We start from the raw sequence: 18,122 nt of genomic DNA on the forward strand, positions 1-18,122 counted from the left end.
TGTTACAATAGTTGAAAATCATTGTCGTAAAGGGGATCAATATGGAATTCATCAGTACTAGAGGGAAGACCGCAGGCCTCGGCTTTATCGATGCCGTTCTGATGGGACTCGCCGACGATGGCGGATTGCTCGTACCGAAGGCCATTCCGCAAGTGTCAGGGGATACCTTGGCCAAGTGGCAGCAGCTAAGTTATCCGGAGCTGGCGTTAGAGATTATGTCGCTCTATGTGGATGGTGAGATTCCGCGTGATGAGCTTAAGGCGCTGATAGATAGCAGCTACTCTACTTTCCGCAGCAAGGACGTTACCCCGGTTCGCAAGCTCAAGGATGATCTGTACGTGTTGGAGCTGTTCCACGGGCCGACATTTGCCTTCAAGGATATTGCCCTGCAATTTCTGGGGAATCTGTACTCGTATATTTCGCGTAAGAATCATTCTATCATTCACATCCTGGGAGCTACATCCGGGGATACTGGCGCTTCGGCCATCGAGGGCGTAAGGGGCAAGGAGGGCATCAAAATTTGCATTCTCCATCCCAAGGGCAAGGTCAGCAAGGTGCAGGAGCTGCAAATGACAACGGTGGATGACAGGAATGTATTGAATCTAGCTGTAGACGGCAATTTCGATGACTGTCAGCGAATCATCAAGGAACTGTTCGCAGATGTCAACTTCAAGAATGAATACCATTTGCGGGCGATCAATTCCATTAACTTCGCGCGGATTCTGGCGCAAACCGTCTACTACTTCTACGCTTACTTTGAACTGCTCAATCATGGCGTGACGGGTCCGATCCATTTCAGCGTTCCAACCGGAAACTTTGGGGATATCTTTGCCGGTTATCTGGCGAAAAAGATGGGCCTTCCCGCAGGCAAGCTGATCCTCGCCACGAATGAGAACAATATCCTCGAGCGCTTCGTAAATGATGGCCTCTACCAGCCGGGCGAGTTCCACATGACCTATAGCCCGTCGATGGATATTCAGGTTGCAAGCAACTTTGAGCGTTACCTCTACTATCTGCTGGGTGAGGACGGAGCGGCTGTATCCGCCCGGATGGAGGCATTCCGCGCCGAGGGGCGCATCACCGTAGAGGGAGACCTGCTTGCACAGGTGCAGCAGGATTTTGCTGCCGCAAGTGTTGAGAATGACGATTGCCTGGCTACAATTGGACAGGTACATGATGATGAAGGCTATCTGCTTGATCCGCATACCGCTTGCGGTGTCGCGGCTGCAGGGCAGCTTGGCGCTCGGGGAGAGGCTACGGTCGCACTTGCTACTGCACATCCAGCCAAATTTAACGAGGCTATTGAGCTGATCCAGATTGAACAGACCTTCCCGACGCAAATTCAGGCACTGTTCGATAAGACGCAGCACCAGAAGCAGGTCAGCGGCACAAATGAAGCCGTGAAGGCAGAGTTGCTTCAATTTTATTCCTAACAACAAAGGGGCTTAACCAGCGATGCGTCCGGTTAGGCCCCTTCTTTTTCAACTATCTAATAAGGAGTGTCTACCATATGAATACTGTCCGTTGTGCCTGGGTTAATTCCGATCCGTTATATATCGCCTACCATGACGAAGAATGGGGCAAGCCGGTTCGCGATGACCGGAAGCTGTTCGAATTGCTGATTCTGGAGGGAATGCAGGCCGGGTTAAGCTGGTACACGATCCTGAAGAAGCGCGAGCATTTTCGTGAGGCATTCGACCAATTCGATCCCCATATGATCGCCCAGTACGGTCCTGAGAAGGTCGAAGAATTGATGCAAAACTCCGGGATTATCCGCAACCGCCTGAAGATCCAGTCCGTGATTACGAATGCACGCATCTATTTGGAGATCATGGAGGATCCGGAATCAGGCAGCTTTTCCGAGTACTTATGGAGCTTCACAGGCGGTGAACCGGTCATCAACAACTGGACACATATTAAAGAGGTCCCAGCTTCGACCCCGGTGTCCGATGCCATGAGCAAGGCGCTTAAGAAGAAAGGCATGAAATTCGTCGGCTCTACGATCCTGTATGCCTTCATGCAGGCCTCTGGAATGGTGAATGACCATACCGTCGATTGCCTGTGCCGGCAGGAAGCGGCTGCAACGGGCCAAAAATAGCCTGGAAGATCAAACTCCCGGAACTGTCCGTTATTCCACCTTCACAACGAGCTCTGCCCAGAGTATGGAAGCCGGCTCCGATTCAGGCATCGGAATGTAACGGGGACTATAAACCTGCAGCAGATAGTCTCCAGGCTCCGGGAAAGAGATTTTGCCATTAAATTCGCCGTCCGAGATCGGCAAGGCCGCGGTGTTAATCGTCTTGTACCCTGGCTTTCCGGAATCATTGCGCTTAGACTCGTATCGTTGCTGAATGATCGTCAGCTCGTCTAGGCCTGAGCCAGCCTTCTTGAGTCCTCCGGCTAAAGTCAATTCCTCGCCGGCATTCAGCTTCACATATCCGGATTCCGGCAGAAGGAGTTCGACATATTCCGAGCCTTGCTCCGTAAATGATACCGGAATCTGCTCCGAATGCTCCACAGTCCGCGTGACCGAGAAATCAACCGCCCCGGCAGAGACCGCATACAACCTGAGCGGGTTCACTCCCGGCCGCAATTCCACGGTATATTCCATCCGGTTATAAATCCTGCCGTCCAGGGCAATTCCGCTGCCCGTCTGCCGCCCGGTGCCGCCGCCCCAGGCCCCGCTGCCATAGGAGGTCAAAATCTGCGGCGTATACATCTCCTGCTGGTACAGGACGGAGAAGGTCGCCTGCGTGCCCTCCGTTTCCTGCAGTTGCTTGGTTAGTTCAATAAACTTCTCACTCCACTCCAGCACCAGTCTCCCTTGATCCGTTGTTGCGGCAATTCCGAGCAGCGAGAGAGACTTAACCGGAATATACACCCTTCCTTCGGACAAGAACAGCTCCGGAATTGCAGCCCCTTCAAGCGGATTTCCGTTCGGGCGAATGACCCCGGAAGAGCCCGCCCGGAAGATGAGCTTCTGCCACGATGGAGACAGCTCCGGCTTCATGGTGACTGCAGCCTCCTGCTTCTGTGCATCCCAACCGACCGATGCGGCGGCTCCGCTCAGCTTCAAGGTGCGCAGCGATATATACATATGCCCGTCCCGCAAGCTTGCGGGGTCGACCTGAACCTCAACCCCGTCGAGGTTCGCCTTCGTCTTGTCTGATCCAAGTTCCATCGTCATCCGATGCTTGATCAGATATATTTTCGCGATATCCGATTCGCTCTCAAGCCTATTTGTCGTCTCATCCGATGGCGCCGGTGCTGCCAAGCTTGATACATGCGGACTCGGATCGCCAGCCAGCGCGTTCGTACCGGACAGAACCAATGCCGCCGAAAAGATCATGATGCCGACGAGCTTCTTCAATATTCGTACCTCCTTACCCCTTTTATTGCCTAGACGGTGATAAAAGGAGAAAGGTTACGACAGTTACTTGGAATTAGCTTGGTTCCGGGGAAGCCGGACCTGGAAGACGCTTCCCTCGCCGAGTTCGCTCTCCGCTGTAATCTCTCCGCCGTGTGCCCGGACATATTCGGCCGCGATGGCCAGACCCAGTCCGCTGCCCCCGCTGTGCCGATCCCTCGAAGGATCCGCCCTGTAAAATCTTTGGAACAGATGGGGCAAATGCTCGGGAGCAAGCCCGATTCCGGTATCAGCAACCGAGACGAGCAAATCATCGGGCTCCGTGGCAACCGTTACTTCAATAGTCCCGCCCGAAGGCGTGTAGCAAATCGCATTCATCAATAGATTGAGGAAGACTTGGGTCAATCGGTGCCTGTCCCCCAAGCATATCGGCGGCTGACCGCTCGAGAAAGCAGGCCGTGTGCTAAGCGTGATCGTTAATCCGTGCTCTTCCGTCTCTAGCTGCACCTTCTCCACAATTCGCCCGAGCAGCTCGGCAATGTCTACCGGTTCCTTTTGCAGAATCAATTGGTCTGCCTCCGCCCGGGACAGCTCTTGCAGCTCGTTGACGATCCGTTCCAGCCGAATCAGTTCATCCTGAAGCGGAAGCAGTTGCTCTGGCGGCACCGGCCTGCCGCTCTGCTGATAGTAATCCAGGCGCCCCCCGATAATCGACAGCGGCGTCCGAAGCTCATGGGCAATGTCGGCGGTCATCGTCTTCCTCGCATGCTCCGCCTGTTCCAGTCCGGCTGACAGGTTGTTCAGCGCAGCAGCGATCCTGCCGAATTCGTCCTTGGAATCCACCTTCACCTTGGCCTGATATTGACCGGCCCCAAGCTGGTCGATCACCGGAATCATCCGGCGGATCGGAGCCGTAAGATGACGCGCCAAGACGTAAGCCGCAACCAGGGCCACCGCGGTTAGCAACACAGCGAGCCCTACCAGAAGAAACACCAGAGAATCTCGAAAAGCATATTTGAATAATCCGACAAAATGAATCGCCGAATTCGCATAATAGATGGTCCAGGTTCGTCCGTCCTCAGTAGTCACGTTCTTCTTCATGCCGAAGCGCTCCAGCGCACGGTCCCCGAGCTCGCCGATCCGCGCAGCAGACTCGCCATTCGCATCGATAATCAGCACGCTATCATTGGCATTATTCAAGGGAAACCGCTCCGTCTCAAGCAGATCGCTCCAGCCTGAAGCCTCGTCGTACATCGATACCAGCTGACCCACGGCCCGGTCCATCACTCCACGCTGTGTCGCTTCCGCCATTTGGCTCATCAGCCGATCCACGACCGAATACGTACCGGCAAAGGATAGCGTCCCCATCACAAGCAGCAGCATGGAGAAACCGAGGAACATTTTGCGGCCGACACTCATAGCGATTCCTTTCCGGGCAGGGAGAACCGATATCCGAATCCGTATACGGTCTGGATATAGACGGGGTGCGCCGGGTCCTCCTCCACCTTTTTACGGAGACGGCTTATATGGGCATCCACTGTGCGTTCGTCGTTCAGCAGATCATCCGGCAGCGCCAGCTGCAGCAGCTGCAGACGGCTGTAGACCACTCCCGGCCGGTCGGCCAAGGTGGTCAGCAGCTTGTATTCTGTTGGCGTTAGGAGCAGTTCTTCGTCTCCCCGCCATACGCGGTATTCCGCATGGGAGATCGTCAAGCCGCCCCGCTGCAGCAGCTGCGGTTCGGGATGTTCCTCCTGCTTGCGCACCCGCCTTAGCACGGAGCGAATTCGAGCAGCCAGCTCCCTTAACGAAAAGGGCTTGGTCATATAATCATCAGCCCCGATTTCAAGGCCGACCAATTTATCCGCTTCCTCTGTTCTGGCCGTAAGCATGATGATGCCGGCATCGCTGAACTTACGCAGCTCGGTGCACACCTCAAGCCCGTTCATTTGCGGCATCATCCAATCCAGCACAATCAGATCCGGCTTCAGCTCACGCGCTATGCGCAGCGCCTCCCGGCCATTCGCAGCCGTCCGTACGGCATACCCTTCCTCCTCCAGGAATGGCCTGACAAAATCAAGCACCTTCTGCTCGTCGTCCACGATCAACAGTTCATAAGCCACGCACAATCCCTCCTCTTCCCTCATTATGCCACAGGATCAGGTCCGTCACTTGCAATTCTCGGCATTTCATGGAGACCGTACAGGATCGTCATAAGTTCACAACATTCTCCCGGTATGATGAATTCAGATCACGGTTCATCGATCATCATTACCTGCCAAGGAGGCTGCATTATTATGAATCAACGAATAAAAAGCTTTACCGGTCTTTCCCTACCTATCCTGGTGATATTGGCCGTACTGGGCGCACCGCGCGTCTTCTTCCACGACCTCCATCTCGTAGATCCACACGGTACGCTGAATCTGCTTCTAGCCGTGGTGCCGTTTATCTTGTGGATCGGCTTTGTACTGGTCAGCAAGACAAATAAGCCGTTTCAGGCTTTGCTGACCATCGGCATTATTTATGGGCTGTATCTCGGCGTAATCCATCTTGTACTCTGGGTATTCGCCTTCGATACCCCGCCGGTGCTGGGCGGCAATCTAAGCGGAATGGCCCCGGCATTACAGGCGGTTCTGATGAGAGGCTTCATGCTTATCAGCAGCTTGGTGACCGGCGCTGTCACTGGTGCTGTCACAGGGCTGATCGGCTGGCTGCTGCATCTGGTTCTGCATAGCCAACGCCAGCAATAAGGCATGCCGCCCATGATCCGCACGCACAAATACCCGCCCTTCCGGCGGGTATTTTGCGGTTGTATACTGTTGCCAAACACTTCTAATCTGATGATGCCAGAAAATGAGTCATCTTTTGCATCCTAAGGCTTCTGCTTCCGCCCGGACAGCTGCTCCTGTGCCATTCTGACCATCTCGCGAACCATGGAGCCCCCGATTCGTCCGCCGATCTGTCCCGCTTCTTCCGTGGTCAGTTCTCCGTTCTCCCCATCCGTACGAAGGGGAACGCCCAGCTCTTTGGCTACCTCATACTTCACGTCATCCGGCCTATTCGGATCTACCCGGTAGCCCTCCTGTTTCATCACTTCCGCCTTGAAGGCTTGCATGCCGCGTTCCGATCCCGGAACGGCATATCTACGGCTTCTTCTCGACAATGGGAACCCTCCTTTATGTGTTTGGGCTTAAGATGCCCCGAAACAGGATGACTTATCCCTTCTAGCTTTTTCGAGCATTTTCGTCAATTGGATACATTTTCCCCCACAACTAAAGTGAGTCTCCCTGCGTTTAACCTTATATAACTAAATTTGGCATAAAGGTGATGTATATATGATTCCTACATATCTTCGACACACACGCAAGGCGGTGCTGGCCTCCAGCTTGGCGGCTGCTATATTAGCTTCGGCTCCGGCGATGCCGGCCTTGGCCGCTGAAGCTGCAGCCCCCTCGGGCACGGAGGCTGCCTCTGCCGTAGCCGTCTATCTGGACGGCAGCAAGCTGCAGACGGAAATCGCCCCCCGCATGGTCGACGGGTCTGTGCTGGTACCCATGCGCAGTCTATTCGAGGCGCAGGGCGCCAAGTTGTCCTGGGACGGCACCACCAAGACCGTGACAGCAGAGAAGGCGAATACCAAGCTCATCTACCGGATTGGCGACAGCACGGCCGACCTCAACGGGCAAGCGATGCAGCTTGCTGTTCCCGGGCGAATTGCCGATGGATACACGCTGGTTCCGCTGCGCTTCGTCAGCGAATCGCTGGGCAGCAAGGTGGATTGGGACGAGGCGGCACGCGCCGTCCGGATTTATTCTCCGATCGAGGTAAATGCTACGATCCAGTGGGGCGTCAACCTGAGGAACGCGCCGGATGCCGCAAGCGAGACGGTTGGAGAGATGCTCCCGAAGGGGGAGAAGATCCAGGTGATGCGGGAGGCCGGCGCATTGTGGCTGGAGGTGCGCACGCAGGACCAGCGGACAGGCTATATTTCCGCCAAGCCGAAATACAGCGATTATTCCAGTGCAACGTTGCGGGAGCAGCAGGCAAATGAATTGATCGCTTACGGAATGACTTATCTCGGCACACCTTATGAGTTCGGCGCCTCCCCGGATCAGACAAGTACCTTTGACTGCTCGTCATTTGTGAAGCGCGTCTTCAGCGAGGTGTTGGATATCGAGCTGCCTCGGGTGTCCTATGACCAGGCTACCCAGGGACAAGAAGTCGCTCTCAGCGATTTGCAAAAAGGAGATTTGCTCTTTTTCGGCGCACGGGGGCTTGAGATCGGACATGTCGGCATTTATGCGGGCGACAATCAGATACTCCATACGTATTCCGTGAAGTACGGCGTTAAGCTGGAGGAATTCTCCGCCTCGTGGAAGGAGAGGTTCGTGACAGCCCGCCGGGTCTATTAAAGTCCGTGTCAGATGACTTTTTGAACAGCCTATTAAAATGCAGGCCATAAAGTATGTCGACTCCGTGAACCTGCATAGGCTGTGCCAGTGAATCCATACTATGCTTATCGAGCATAGATATGGAGGCGATCCTTGATGACGGACAAAAAGATGAGCCTGCTGATGTTTAGCGGGGAGTATGACAAAGCGATGGCCGGGCTGATTCTGGCAAATGCGGCGAAGGATATTGAAGTGGATGTCACGATGTTTTTTGCTTTCTGGGGCCTGACGCTGCTTCGGGATCCGGACAAGATGACGACCGAGGACAAATCCGTCTACGAAAAAATGATGTCCTGGATGACCCCGAAAGGACCGGAGGAGCTGCCCTTATCCCGAATGAATTTCGGAGGGCTCGGCAAGCTGATGCTGACCGAGATGATCGAGGATAACGAGGCGCCAAAGCTGATCCATTATCTGAAGGGCGCGCGGAAGAAGAACATCCGGTTCTATGCCTGCAAGCTGTCGGTTGAGATCATGGGCTTCAAGCCTGAGGAACTGATTCCCGAGCTGGAGATCGTAGATGCCCAGACTTATCTGAAGGATGCGCTGCAGTCGGATATCCAGCTGTTTATTTAAGGTTCAACCTTAAAATCAGGGCTTCACGTGATGTGAAGGTGCGGAGGACCTCTCCAGGCAGAACGCCTGCATGAAGTACGAGGAGATTTATACGATTTTCCGCACAAGTTGTCTCCCAAGCCAATCCAACCAATGCATGTTGTGCGAAAAGTCGTATAAAGAATAAGCACTGGGACCCAAAAACCGAAAAGTTATACAATTTTCCATATAAAATTCCCGCTTATAGCTTGAAAAGAGCCGTCTTTATATGGAATATCATACAAAAAGGCTCTATGTCCTTGCGCGCTCCAGCCAACATTATCATGCGGGCTGTTCAACTGGTCCAGTAATGCTGACAAAGCATACTGGCCGGATGGGCGGCCTTTTTGCGCGCTTTCGCTCAGCTGACCAGGCCTGTAACAGGCCTATAATATGTGCCGAATTTAGAAAATTTTCAGATGGGAGAGACCGCGCCCACTTCCTCTGAGTACCCTATGGTGAGGATAGATGTTTGGAGGGCAAGAAATGAATGATTTTGCGTATTATCGGGAAAATATTGTCGGACACAGACACCGGTTCAATTCCCCTTACGGACCGCAACAGCTGCTGTATGCCGACTGGGCTGCCAGCGGAAGATTGTACGAGCCGATTGAGACCGTCTTGCTAAGGGACTTCGGGCCCTATGCAGCCAATACCCACTCCCAATCCAATATTACGGGAGGAACAATGACGCTGGCCTATGAGGAAGCGAAGCGTATCATCAAGCAGCATGTTCGCGCCGGAGAGCATGATATTATTCTGTTTGCAGGCACCGGAATGACGGGCGCGGTGAATAAGCTCCAGCGGCTGCTCGGATTGAAGCTCCCGGCACCGCTGCACTCCGTTGTTCCTGTAAGCCAACGCCCGGTTATTTTCATCACCCATATGGAGCACCATTCCAATCAAATCTCCTGGTCCGAGACGATTGGCGATGTCATCTGCCTTCCGCCGGCACCCGACGGCAGCGTAGATCCTTCCTGCCTCGAAAGGCTTGCCAGGCAATATGCCGGCCGCCCTCTGATCGGTGCATTCACGGCTTGCTCCAATGTTACGGGATTCGAAACCCCTTATACCGAGCTGGCAGAGATTCTCCATCGTTATGGCGGCCTGTGCTTCATCGACTTCTCCGCCAGTGCTCCCTATACAACTATCGACATGCATCCGGCGGAATCTCCCTTGGGCTGGCTGGATGGCATAGTCTTCTCTCCCCACAAGTTCCTTGGCGGTCCGGGCACAAGCGGCGTGCTGGTCATGAACGCCCGGCTGCTGCACCAGGGCCGTGTGCCGGATCATCCCGGCGGGGGAACCGTGCTGTGGACGGATCCATGGGGCGGCTGGATCTACAATGGCCATGCCGAATCCAGAGAAGATGGCGGGACCCCGGGGGTCATGCAAGCCATTCGTGCGGCTCTCTGCATCCGTCTTAAGGAAGAGATGGGCATCCCGCTGATTCAGGAGCGGGAACGGAGGCTCACATCCTTGCTGCTGCGTCAATTAAGCGCTATTCCGGAGGTAACCATCCTCGGAGGCGAGGAACGCCGCCGGCTCGGAATCGTCTCCTTTCTTGCTCAGTCCGTACCCTACGCGCTGATGGTCAAGCTGCTGAATGACCGCTTCGGAATTCAGGTCCGGGGCGGCTGCTCCTGTGCCGGAACTTATGGGCACTATCTGCTCGGCATCGGCCCCGAGCCTTCCAAGCAGATGGCCGAGACTATTCTCTGCGGCGATCTGACCGGCAAGCCCGGCTGGGTGCGTGTCTCTATACATCCAACCATGACCGAGCAGGAAATGGCGTATATCGGCTATGCCGTTCGCACATGCATCAGGTACTGTTCCTCTTGGAAAAGGGACTACGCGGTTGATATCCAAAGCGGGGAATGGCATCATCGGAATGACTCCGCTGCGATAAAGCCCGAATTGCATTCCTGGTTTGATCTCTCCCGATGACACCGTACATCAAGGGGTAAAGCCTATCCCGCAAGCCCTTGGAAATAATCAAATACTCGCTGAAGCTTCTTTGCATGATTGCCCTTGGCATTTTCCATATTTCCGAATTCAAAAAATTTGACCTTTCGGACCCCCACATACTGCAACAGCGCCTTGCGCATGAGGATCTTATGAGCATTGTTCAGCCAAAATAGCGGGTAAAGTGTCGGCCCTTTCATCACGGAAATGCAAACTGCCGATTTTCCCTTCAGAAGACCTTCAGGCAGCAGCTTGCCATGATCCCTATAAGCAAAGCCTGAAGCGAACATCCGGTCGATATAGCCAAGAAGCATAGCCGGAGGTCTCCCCCACCAGATCGGATAGATGAAGACTAGCTTGTCTGCCCACTTTAATTGTTCCCGATGGCGTTCCAGCTCCGGATCCTTATGCATATCTCTGCGCCGTTTGTGCTCATGGAATACTAATACCGGATCGAAGCGCTCTTCATACAGATCCAGCACCTGCACCTCGGAAATCCGGCCGTTCCCTTCACTTCCATGCAATACCTGCTGCAAAAAAGCGTAGCTCAAGCTTTGATGATTTGGATGGCAGTAGATGACCAAAACCTTCATATCGCCTCACCCCATTAATTATCATTTGATAACTAAATCATATCACTCTATATATAGTTGTCAAATGATAATTGTTTATTGATATGTATTTTGTTATGTTGAATCAGAGGTGAGCACATGGATCGTCATCAATTATTTCAACAATTCGTCGCATTTACGACAGCGGTGCATGAGGTGAAGCATGGAATGACCAAGGACCTGCGGGGTCATGATCTGACAGCCGTTCAGTATAATATGATGGAATATATCGCCGTGAGTCAGCCGGTAACGCTGAGCGAAATCAGCGATTGTCTGCATCTTTCGATGCCGAACGCCAGCCGGGAAATGCGGAAGCTGCTGGACAAGGGACTCTGCACGAAGGATACGGCCGCTGAGGACCGCAGGGTGCAATACATTCGTCTCTCCCTGCAGGGACAAGCTTTGATGGATGAAGCCTTCCAACGCGTGGAGCACCGCTTCCAGCAGCACATCGCTCATCTAACAGAGCATGAGCTGGAGACCGTTCATGATGCATTACAGCTGCTGCAAACCAAGGTGTTCCGGTCTTGATCCCTGCGGGGCAGAGGCTGGTTCCCTTTTTTCATTTAATCCCAGTTAAACTGGGTTACTTCTTTTTGTTCCTTTTTTCGCTGAATGGATCTTCATATTCTTTTACACTCAGCTTATCCATCGCTTGGCCGTGTGCTTCTTGTTCACGAATGTACTTTGCTACGGTGGCTTCATTCAACCCCACTGTACTCACATAATACCCCCTCCTTTCAATTGAGCCTGAACATCTCAATTTTATCGGGAAGGTCTTGGTGGTCAAACCCTCGATCCATCCACCCGCATAGCGGGTGGTTTTTTGTTTCCCACGCTTCGCGTGCTCAACTGGCTAAAGCCTAAAGAAAACGCCTCTCCGTCAGGAAAGGCGTTGGGGCGTATTCGGGACCACGTCAGTCGATCAACGTCAACTCGTGTTGTGCATCCTATAAGCAGTACTTTTAGCCGATTACCTGATTGTCCAGCAGCAATCGCTCACGCAGCTTGTCATACGGCACCGCCTGCACCGCGATGCCGGCCTCGAGCGCCAGCGCCGCAGCGGTCGCCGCGGATTGGGCCAGCACCATAAACACCGGCTCCATCCGAATGGAGCCGTACGCAATATGCGAGGCCGACAGGCAGACGGGGACAAGCAAGTTTGCGCATTGCTCTTCCTCCGGTACAATCGATCGGTAGCTGATCGGGTAAGGTGAATTCAGCTTGATCTGCACATCTCCCTCGTTCCGGACGTCTCCTTCCGGACCGACATGCCGCTGCACATTGTGAGAATCCATCGTGTAGGAGCCGAGACCGACGGGATCGGCGATGGGAGAACGCAGGAAAATATGATTTTCGTTCATAACCAGACCGCTCACCATCCGTCTGGCTTCCCGGACGTACAACTGCGGTGTCCAGCAACCGTTCTCCGTGAACTCGTCGAGCGGCAGCCCCCACGGCTTATAAAATTCACGAATGGCTTCCGGCACACGAGGGTGGTGCTGCAGCGTCCAAATCAAGCCGCGCTGATAGCGCTCGTGGGCGGCCGCAATTGCCTCCCGCTCGGCATAAGAGGCTTCCGGATAGGCATAGTTGCAGCCGATGAAGTCCGTCGAGAATCCCCTGTCATTATTGGAATCGGTCTTCCGGTTTGGCACCATCCGCAGTTTGAAGAATACGTCCTCGCCCTGTTCGATGGCGCGGAACAGCAGCTCGTAGTCCCGTTCGTCGTAGCCTGCCGGCTGTTCCACGAAGACTCGGTTGTCCGGCGCGTCCGTCAGGCACATCCGGTAGCAGTACGCCTGGACCTTGTCGTCGCCTCCGCCGTCCGGCCCCCCGGGACCGGGATTGACGCCGGGCAGCAATCCGCTCGCCGGGTCGCCCGGCACCACATACGGATCGATGCCCCGGGGCAACTGGTTCTTGACGGCAACCGCAGTCTGAATGCCGTTGTACGTTTCCCCGTACCGGCTGTTCGGCTCTCTGCCTAATGCATACGAGACGTCCGCCGCTTTCATGAGGTCACCCTCGTATCCAGCGTCCATGAACATTCTGCCGGCATACGTTTGCCCGGACTCCGACCGGATCGATTCGATCCGATTGCCGCGCTTCACGACGGGATCGACCGGACCGAGCCTTTCGCCGTACCGAACCTCGATGCCGTATTCCGCCACCCAATCCTCGAAGACGGACAGCGCCGTCTTCGGCTCAAACATCCAGACCGCTTCGTCCGAACCATACTTCCGGCCGACGCGCTTGTAGAACTCCAGTGACAGGCCGCCGATCACCGACTTGTCGCCGAAGTCCGTATCACCCAGCCCGCCGCTGCTTAAGCCTCCCAGCCTGCGGGATGGCTCGAGGACAATCGGGTTCATTCCCATGCGGCGAGCTTGAACTGCGGCGGCCAGGCCTGCCGCGGTGCCGCCGTAAATCACCAGGTCGTAAATCATCGCTCTAACGGCCTCCTTTCGCTCCCGGCTTCGGCTTGTTTGCTGCCTTCCAGACAAAGCCGGACCAAATCGTCTACATGTGCGGTAGCCAAGCATTCCACGGTGTCGGCCGCGCCATAATAAATCTTGACTTCGCCATTGTCTTCCAAGATCATGCCGCCCGGGAAAATAACATCATTGCGAAAGCCGCCTGCCGTCTCGTAAGGCGCTTCGGGCGCCAGCAGCGGCCCGTCGTACCTCCCGACAACCCGGCTCGGATCGTCCGCATCGAGCAGCATGAGGCCGGCGCTGTACCGCTTGGTCCAGGCTGCTTCCCAGCCATTCTTGCCCCGCTGCGGATCGATCTCGACCGCGTGGAACGTTGTCAGCCAGCCATGCTGCGTACGGATGGGCGGGGCTCCCGGCCCGATCTTGTCATTGGCGAAGCCGACATCCTCAACGCCGAGTACCAGGGAAGCTTGTCCCCAGTAGATCAAGTCCGGGGACGACGACAGCCAGATGTCGAACCGGTCGCGCCCGCCCCGCGAGTAGACGGGCATCGGCCGCTCCAATCGGACGTAGCGGCCGTTCACCTTTTCGGGGAACAGCACCATGTTGCGATTGTCCGGCACACTCAAGGAAAGTACGTCAAACGTCTCGAAGTCTTCCGTCGACGCGATGCCTCCACGCAAGCCGTGGCGGGTATCCACGGCGAAGCAAACGTACACCTTGCCGTCGATGACAGTCAACCTGGGGTCGTACACGCGCACGGTTTCTTCGTCATGCCATTGCCAGCAAGGCTTCGGCTGTACGTCCCAATGAATGCCGTCTCGGCTGAACGCCAGGCCCAGATTGGTCGTATGACCGGGTGCAACCTGCTCGATCGAAGCATCGCCGTAATCGTTGCGGAACACCATCACATAGCGGCCTTCATATTTGGCCACTCCGGCATTGAACACCATGGCCGGACCATAGGGTACCTGATGGGGCGCTAGCACCGGATTGCCGGCATAGCGCCGGACGACCGGCGCTGAACGCAGCGGGTCCATTGAAGATTCCATAAACATCGGTCAGCTTCCTCTCTCTTGAAAGGCGAGGCCTCGCCGTCAAGGCGAAGCCCCGGATCTTTCTTATTGTTGACTTGCGTACCAGTCGTTCACTTCCTTCTCTACATCCTGACCGCCTGCGTCCCTCCATGCCTTCTGCAGATCGGCGATCGCATTGTCGGACACACCGTCCACGATCATTTTGATCAGGCCATCGTTGACGAGTGTACCCAGCTTGACGCTGTTCGCCGAGTATTTCGGCAAGTACGACGCGAAGGCGAGCGGGTCCATATGAATCTGATCCTGGGGAACCGAGTTGATGATCTTGTAGTTGTCGAACATCGGCTTGCTCTTCTGCAGGCGTGCCTGCCAGTACTGGACGAAGTTCGCTTCATCCATCCCGATGACGAAGTTGTTGGATTGGGCGCGATCATCGAAGAATGCGGGATCGATCGGCATGTAATTGCCGTTCTCCATCGTATACGTCTCGCCCTCTTTGCCAATGAACAGTTCCTTGAACGTATTCGGATCCAGCATGGCATTAACCAGCTTAATCGCATCCTCCGGGTGTTTGGCTGATTTGGGGACGAACGTAATCTTATTAAAGCCGCCGATCTCGGTAAATCCGCTTTGTCCGTTAGGCCCCTTTAGAGGAGGAATGAATTGGTAGGTTGCGCCCGGCACATTCTTTTGAAGCGCTTCGTCAAAACTGGGAATCGACGACCAGATGGACAGATAGATACCGGCCCGGCCGCTGGTGAACTTCTCTGCGGCGGTAGCCGACTTGTTTGTAGCGAATTCCTTGTCTATCAATCCTTGGTCGTAAAGATTCCGGATGAAAGTTATATAGTCCTTGAGTCCAGGGTGATCGACAACGTTCACCAGCTTTCCGTCCACATCGGTCCATGATCCGAAGATCCCATAAGCACCCGTCAGGTTGTCCAGCAATCCGATGGCATCAATCGTCATCGGAATGTTGTTCGCGCCGTTTCCGCCCGGATCCTGGTCCTTAAACGCTTTCAAGACATCGACAAATTCGTCCAGCGTCGTTGGCATCTTCTTGCCGGCCTTCTCAAGCCAGTCGGTGCGGATCAATAAGCCGGAGCGAACGTAGGAGACGTTCAGCGTCGGAATCCCGTAAATTTTCCCGTCGACCGTTACGCCCGCGAAGCTCTTCGGTGAGACCGCCTTCTTGATGTTTGGCCCGTATTGGTCGATAAGCGGAGTCAAGTCCGTCAGTGCGCCATTCTGGGCGAAGTTGAAGTATACCTGCTTGTTCATGGCATCCACCAGATCATAATCCGAGTTGGAAGCCATGATTAGGTTCAGCTTGTCGTCCGGATTCTCCTGGGGCAGCATATCGTTCTGCAGCTTGTAGCCGGTCGCCTCCTCCAGGAATTGATTGACCGGATACGAGTTGTAATCGTCGGCCATGTAATTACGCAGCAGCTTCAACGTCGGCTTGTCCTCTGCCGCAGCGTTCCCGCCTTCGTTATTGCCTCCTCCCCCGCCTCCGCATCCGGCCAGGAGAACGGAGAAAACCAGCGGCAGCATGACAGCCGCAGCGAACCATTTTTTCCTCGACATTTGAACCCCTCCATATTGTAAGTAATTATAAATAACCCTTGCCGTTCCGGGAATGAGGTCAGCCCGCCAAGAGATTATTCCGTCTTCGAGCCGCTAAGGCCGATTATCCTTTGACAGAGCCGATGAGAATCCCTTTGATGAAGTGCTTTTGCAGGAACGGATAAACGAGCAGAATCGGGATCGTTGATACGATGATTGTTGCGTTGCGAATGCCTTCGGGCGACACATTCAGCAGCAAGTCGTTGTCTTGGTTCAGCAGGTTCTCATTCGATGCTTGAAGCACGACATCCCGCATGTAAAGCTGCAGCGGCTTCAAGGCCGGATCATTCAAATATAACATGGGATGGAACCAGTCGCCCCAGAAGGAGACGGCATAGAACAAGCTGATTGTGGCGAACACAGGCGCCGAGAGCGGAATGATGATGCGCAGTACAATGCGAAGGTTGCTGGCGCCGTCCAGCTTGGCCGATTCTTCCAGGCTCTCCGGCAGACTTTCGTAGTAATTTTTCATCAGCAACAGATTAAAGACATTGATCAGCGCCGGCAGCACGAGCGACATCAGATTGTTCATCAATCCTAAGTTTTTAATAAGCAGGTAATTAGGGACGAGTCCCCCATTGAACAACATCGTGAAGATGTATAGCAGCAGTACAAACTTGATGCCCGGCAAATGCTTCTTTGATAAAGGATAAGCGGAGACCGCCGTCATGACGACCGAAGCCAACGTACCGACGACGGTCAGGGAGACCGAGATCAGAAACCCTCGCTGGAACATGTTGTCGTCGATGACGAATCCGATGTTCTTCAGGTTGAAGTCGATCGGCCAGAGCCCGACCTTCCCCGAGACAATCGCCCAGTTAGCGCTGAGCGATTTGGCCAGCACATTTACGAACGGGAAGAGGCAAAGAATGCCGGTGCCGGCCAAGATGACGTAGACGATCGATACATAGATTGCTTCGGAAAAGGGCCGGCTGCGCGATTGGGTCATCTTTTTTTCACCTCCTCTCGTCACCAGATGCTCTTACCTGTGATCCGCTTAGACAGCTGATTGCCGCCGATGACCAGGATGAAGCCGATCACCGACTCGAACAACCCGACCGCGGTGGAGAAGCTGTATTCCATGGAAGTCAACCCCATTCGGTAAATGTAAGTGCCGATGACATCCCCCGTTTCGTATACAGTTGGGTTATACATCAGCAGGATTTGCTCGGTTCCCGCTTCCAGCACGCCGCCGATGCGAAGGATGAGCATAAGGACGATCGTCGTAGAGATGCCGGGCAGCGTGATGTGGAGCATCTGACGCACGCGGCTGGCGCCGTCGAGCCTGGCCGCCTCGTACAGCTCTGGATCGAGACCGGCAATGGCTGCGATGAAGATGATGGCGTTCCATCCTGTTTCCTTCCACCCTGCCGTAGCGACGAGAACACTGCGAAAATAATGGTTGTCCATGAAGAAGTTCACCGGCTCTCCGCCGAACCAGCCGATGATACTATTGACGATCCCGGTGGACGGTGACAGGATGTTGACGAACAGCCCCGCGATTACGACCCAGGACAGGAAATGCGGCAGATAGATAATCGTCTGAATCGACCGTTTGAACCACATTCTGCCGACTTCGTTCAGTAGCACCGCGATGATGATCGGGATCGGGAACAGGAAGACGATTTTGTACAAGCTGATGAGCAGCGTATTTGCCATAATGAGGCCAAAATCCGCGGAATGAAACAAGCGCTCGAATTGTTGAAGACCGACCCACTCGCTTCCCCCGATACCCTTGAAGATGTTGAAATTCTGGAAGGCGATGACTAGGCCGTAGATCGGTGTGTATTTGAAAATCACCAAAAAAACGAGGCCCGGTATTAACAGCAGATATAAATCATAATTGCGACGAATCTGGGAAAGCCAGCCCGCTTGGCCTTTCATCCCTCTCCTCCTCCTTTCCGATGAAGGTTACGCTTTCATTTTAGCCGAACGAAATTACGGCGCGTGAGGTACAGCATTCAGCTGCGCTGGTCGAATCTTCAGGTATCACCCGCGGCATACAACAAAAAAAAACGCCCTCCCCGAGTGAGTAC

General features: G+C 54.5%; 17 protein-coding genes and 1 pseudogene. 7 read left to right on the forward strand and 11 right to left on the reverse strand.

What is annotated here, in order from left to right; translation table 11 throughout:
* Nucleotides 1-41 precede the first annotated feature (41 nt).
* Nucleotides 42-1,433: a threonine synthase gene (thrC, locus tag KI362_RS19585; RefSeq protein ID WP_301629865.1), complete on the forward strand. Its 1,392-nt coding sequence runs from the start codon at nt 42-44 to the stop codon at nt 1,431-1,433.
* Between the two features lie 77 nt (nt 1,434-1,510).
* Nucleotides 1,511-2,098: a DNA-3-methyladenine glycosylase I gene (locus tag KI362_RS19590; RefSeq protein ID WP_212937857.1), complete on the forward strand. Its 588-nt coding sequence runs from the start codon at nt 1,511-1,513 to the stop codon at nt 2,096-2,098.
* Nucleotides 2,099-2,128: 30 nt separating this feature from the next.
* On the opposite strand, the gene KI362_RS19595 is transcribed toward KI362_RS19590, so the two are convergent.
* The 3 genes from KI362_RS19595 to KI362_RS19605 all read right to left on the reverse strand — a co-directional run bounded on the left by KI362_RS19595 (nt 2,129) and on the right by KI362_RS19605 (nt 5,487).
* Nucleotides 2,129-3,370: a hypothetical protein gene (locus KI362_RS19595; protein WP_301629672.1), complete on the reverse strand. Its 1,242-nt coding sequence runs from the start codon at nt 3,368-3,370 to the stop codon at nt 2,129-2,131.
* Between the two features lie 63 nt (nt 3,371-3,433).
* Nucleotides 3,434-4,786 carry a sensor histidine kinase gene (locus KI362_RS19600; protein WP_301629674.1) on the reverse strand — a complete coding sequence of 451 codons (1,353 nt, stop codon included), beginning with the start codon at nt 4,784-4,786 and terminating at the stop codon, nt 3,434-3,436.
* The gene (locus KI362_RS19605) at nt 4,783-5,487 is read right to left on the reverse strand and encodes a response regulator transcription factor (protein WP_301629676.1); all 705 of its coding nucleotides are present in this window, start codon (nt 5,485-5,487) and stop codon (nt 4,783-4,785) included. The genes KI362_RS19600 and KI362_RS19605 overlap by 4 nt, the downstream gene beginning before the upstream one ends.
* A gap of 174 nt (nt 5,488-5,661) precedes the next feature.
* On the opposite strand from KI362_RS19605, the gene KI362_RS19610 reads away from it, so the two are divergent.
* Nucleotides 5,662-6,114 (forward strand): hypothetical protein, encoded by a 453-nt coding sequence (locus KI362_RS19610; protein ID WP_301629678.1) that lies wholly within the window; start codon nt 5,662-5,664, stop codon nt 6,112-6,114.
* Nucleotides 6,115-6,236: 122 nt separating this feature from the next.
* Here the strand turns inward: KI362_RS19610 and KI362_RS19615 are convergent, their stop codons facing one another.
* Nucleotides 6,237-6,527 carry an alpha/beta-type small acid-soluble spore protein gene (locus tag KI362_RS19615; RefSeq protein WP_044481266.1) on the reverse strand — a complete coding sequence of 97 codons (291 nt, stop codon included), beginning with the start codon at nt 6,525-6,527 and terminating at the stop codon, nt 6,237-6,239.
* A gap of 172 nt (nt 6,528-6,699) precedes the next feature.
* Here KI362_RS19615 and KI362_RS19620 point away from each other — a divergent pair, with 172 nt between their 5' ends.
* The 3 genes from KI362_RS19620 (at nt 6,700) to KI362_RS19630 (ending at nt 10,356) form a co-directional block, all read left to right on the forward strand.
* Nucleotides 6,700-7,776: a C40 family peptidase gene (locus KI362_RS19620; protein WP_301629681.1), complete on the forward strand. Its 1,077-nt coding sequence runs from the start codon at nt 6,700-6,702 to the stop codon at nt 7,774-7,776.
* Nucleotides 7,777-7,911: 135 nt separating this feature from the next.
* A complete protein-coding gene (locus tag KI362_RS19625; RefSeq protein ID WP_212937864.1) occupies nt 7,912-8,391 on the forward strand; it encodes a DsrE/DsrF/DrsH-like family protein in 480 nt (159 codons plus the stop codon).
* 504 nt (nt 8,392-8,895) lie between these two features.
* Nucleotides 8,896-10,356: an aminotransferase class V-fold PLP-dependent enzyme gene (locus KI362_RS19630; RefSeq protein ID WP_301629685.1), complete on the forward strand. Its 1,461-nt coding sequence runs from the start codon at nt 8,896-8,898 to the stop codon at nt 10,354-10,356.
* A 23-nt stretch (nt 10,357-10,379) separates the two neighbouring features.
* On the opposite strand, the gene KI362_RS19635 is transcribed toward KI362_RS19630, so the two are convergent.
* A complete protein-coding gene (locus KI362_RS19635) occupies nt 10,380-10,967 on the reverse strand; it encodes an NAD(P)H-dependent oxidoreductase (protein WP_212937866.1) in 588 nt (195 codons plus the stop codon).
* 117 nt (nt 10,968-11,084) lie between these two features.
* Between KI362_RS19635 and KI362_RS19640 the strand changes: the two genes are divergently transcribed.
* Nucleotides 11,085-11,516 carry a MarR family winged helix-turn-helix transcriptional regulator gene (locus KI362_RS19640; RefSeq protein ID WP_301629688.1) on the forward strand — a complete coding sequence of 144 codons (432 nt, stop codon included), beginning with the start codon at nt 11,085-11,087 and terminating at the stop codon, nt 11,514-11,516.
* Nucleotides 11,517-11,571: 55 nt separating this feature from the next.
* On the opposite strand, the pseudogene KI362_RS19645 reads toward KI362_RS19640, so the two are convergent.
* From KI362_RS19645 to KI362_RS19670, 6 genes and pseudogenes are all read right to left on the reverse strand, one after another.
* A pseudogene (locus tag KI362_RS19645) lies at nt 11,572-11,718 on the reverse strand (IS200/IS605 family transposase); the annotation flags it as partial.
* 232 nt (nt 11,719-11,950) lie between these two features.
* Nucleotides 11,951-13,435: an FAD-dependent oxidoreductase gene (locus tag KI362_RS19650; RefSeq protein ID WP_301629689.1), complete on the reverse strand. Its 1,485-nt coding sequence runs from the start codon at nt 13,433-13,435 to the stop codon at nt 11,951-11,953.
* A complete protein-coding gene (locus KI362_RS19655) occupies nt 13,432-14,463 on the reverse strand; it encodes a glycoside hydrolase family 130 protein (RefSeq protein ID WP_374705686.1) in 1,032 nt (343 codons plus the stop codon). Before KI362_RS19655 ends, KI362_RS19650 begins: the two co-directional genes overlap by 4 nt.
* A gap of 81 nt (nt 14,464-14,544) precedes the next feature.
* Nucleotides 14,545-16,047: an extracellular solute-binding protein gene (locus tag KI362_RS19660; protein WP_301629691.1), complete on the reverse strand. Its 1,503-nt coding sequence runs from the start codon at nt 16,045-16,047 to the stop codon at nt 14,545-14,547.
* 103 nt (nt 16,048-16,150) lie between these two features.
* Complete coding sequence (locus KI362_RS19665) at nt 16,151-17,035, reverse strand: carbohydrate ABC transporter permease (protein ID WP_301629693.1); 885 nt, start codon at nt 17,033-17,035, stop codon at nt 16,151-16,153.
* Nucleotides 17,036-17,055: 20 nt separating this feature from the next.
* Entirely contained in the window at nt 17,056-17,970 is a 915-nt protein-coding gene (locus KI362_RS19670) for an ABC transporter permease (protein ID WP_301629695.1), read from the reverse strand.
* Nucleotides 17,971-18,122 lie beyond the last annotated feature (152 nt).

Source organism: Paenibacillus apis, from assembly GCF_018333295.1.
GTDB lineage: Bacteria > Bacillota > Bacilli > Paenibacillales > Paenibacillaceae > Fontibacillus > Fontibacillus antibioticophila.

Bases quoted from the DNA above. Each gene is read 5' to 3' on its own strand.
- KI362_RS19670 (WP_301629695.1), bottom strand. From the start codon at position 17,970: ATGAAAGGCCAAGCGGGCTGGCTTTCCCAGATTCGTCGCAATTATGAT.
- KI362_RS19620 (WP_301629681.1), top strand. From the start codon at position 6,700: ATGATTCCTACATATCTTCGACACACACGCAAGGCGGTGCTGGCCTCC.
- KI362_RS19630 (WP_301629685.1), top strand. From the start codon at position 8,896: ATGAATGATTTTGCGTATTATCGGGAAAATATTGTCGGACACAGACAC.
- KI362_RS19650 (WP_301629689.1), bottom strand. From the start codon at position 13,435: ATGATTTACGACCTGGTGATTTACGGCGGCACCGCGGCAGGCCTGGCC.
- thrC (WP_301629865.1), top strand. From the start codon at position 42: ATGGAATTCATCAGTACTAGAGGGAAGACCGCAGGCCTCGGCTTTATC.
- KI362_RS19655 (WP_374705686.1), bottom strand. From the start codon at position 14,463: ATGGACCCGCTGCGTTCAGCGCCGGTCGTCCGGCGCTATGCCGGCAAT.
- KI362_RS19640 (WP_301629688.1), top strand. From the start codon at position 11,085: ATGGATCGTCATCAATTATTTCAACAATTCGTCGCATTTACGACAGCG.
- KI362_RS19600 (WP_301629674.1), bottom strand. From the start codon at position 4,786: ATGAGTGTCGGCCGCAAAATGTTCCTCGGTTTCTCCATGCTGCTGCTT.
- KI362_RS19660 (WP_301629691.1), bottom strand. From the start codon at position 16,047: ATGTCGAGGAAAAAATGGTTCGCTGCGGCTGTCATGCTGCCGCTGGTT.
- KI362_RS19635 (WP_212937866.1), bottom strand. From the start codon at position 10,967: ATGAAGGTTTTGGTCATCTACTGCCATCCAAATCATCAAAGCTTGAGC.
- KI362_RS19610 (WP_301629678.1), top strand. From the start codon at position 5,662: ATGAATCAACGAATAAAAAGCTTTACCGGTCTTTCCCTACCTATCCTG.
- KI362_RS19625 (WP_212937864.1), top strand. From the start codon at position 7,912: ATGACGGACAAAAAGATGAGCCTGCTGATGTTTAGCGGGGAGTATGAC.
- KI362_RS19590 (WP_212937857.1), top strand. From the start codon at position 1,511: ATGAATACTGTCCGTTGTGCCTGGGTTAATTCCGATCCGTTATATATC.
- KI362_RS19665 (WP_301629693.1), bottom strand. From the start codon at position 17,035: ATGACCCAATCGCGCAGCCGGCCCTTTTCCGAAGCAATCTATGTATCG.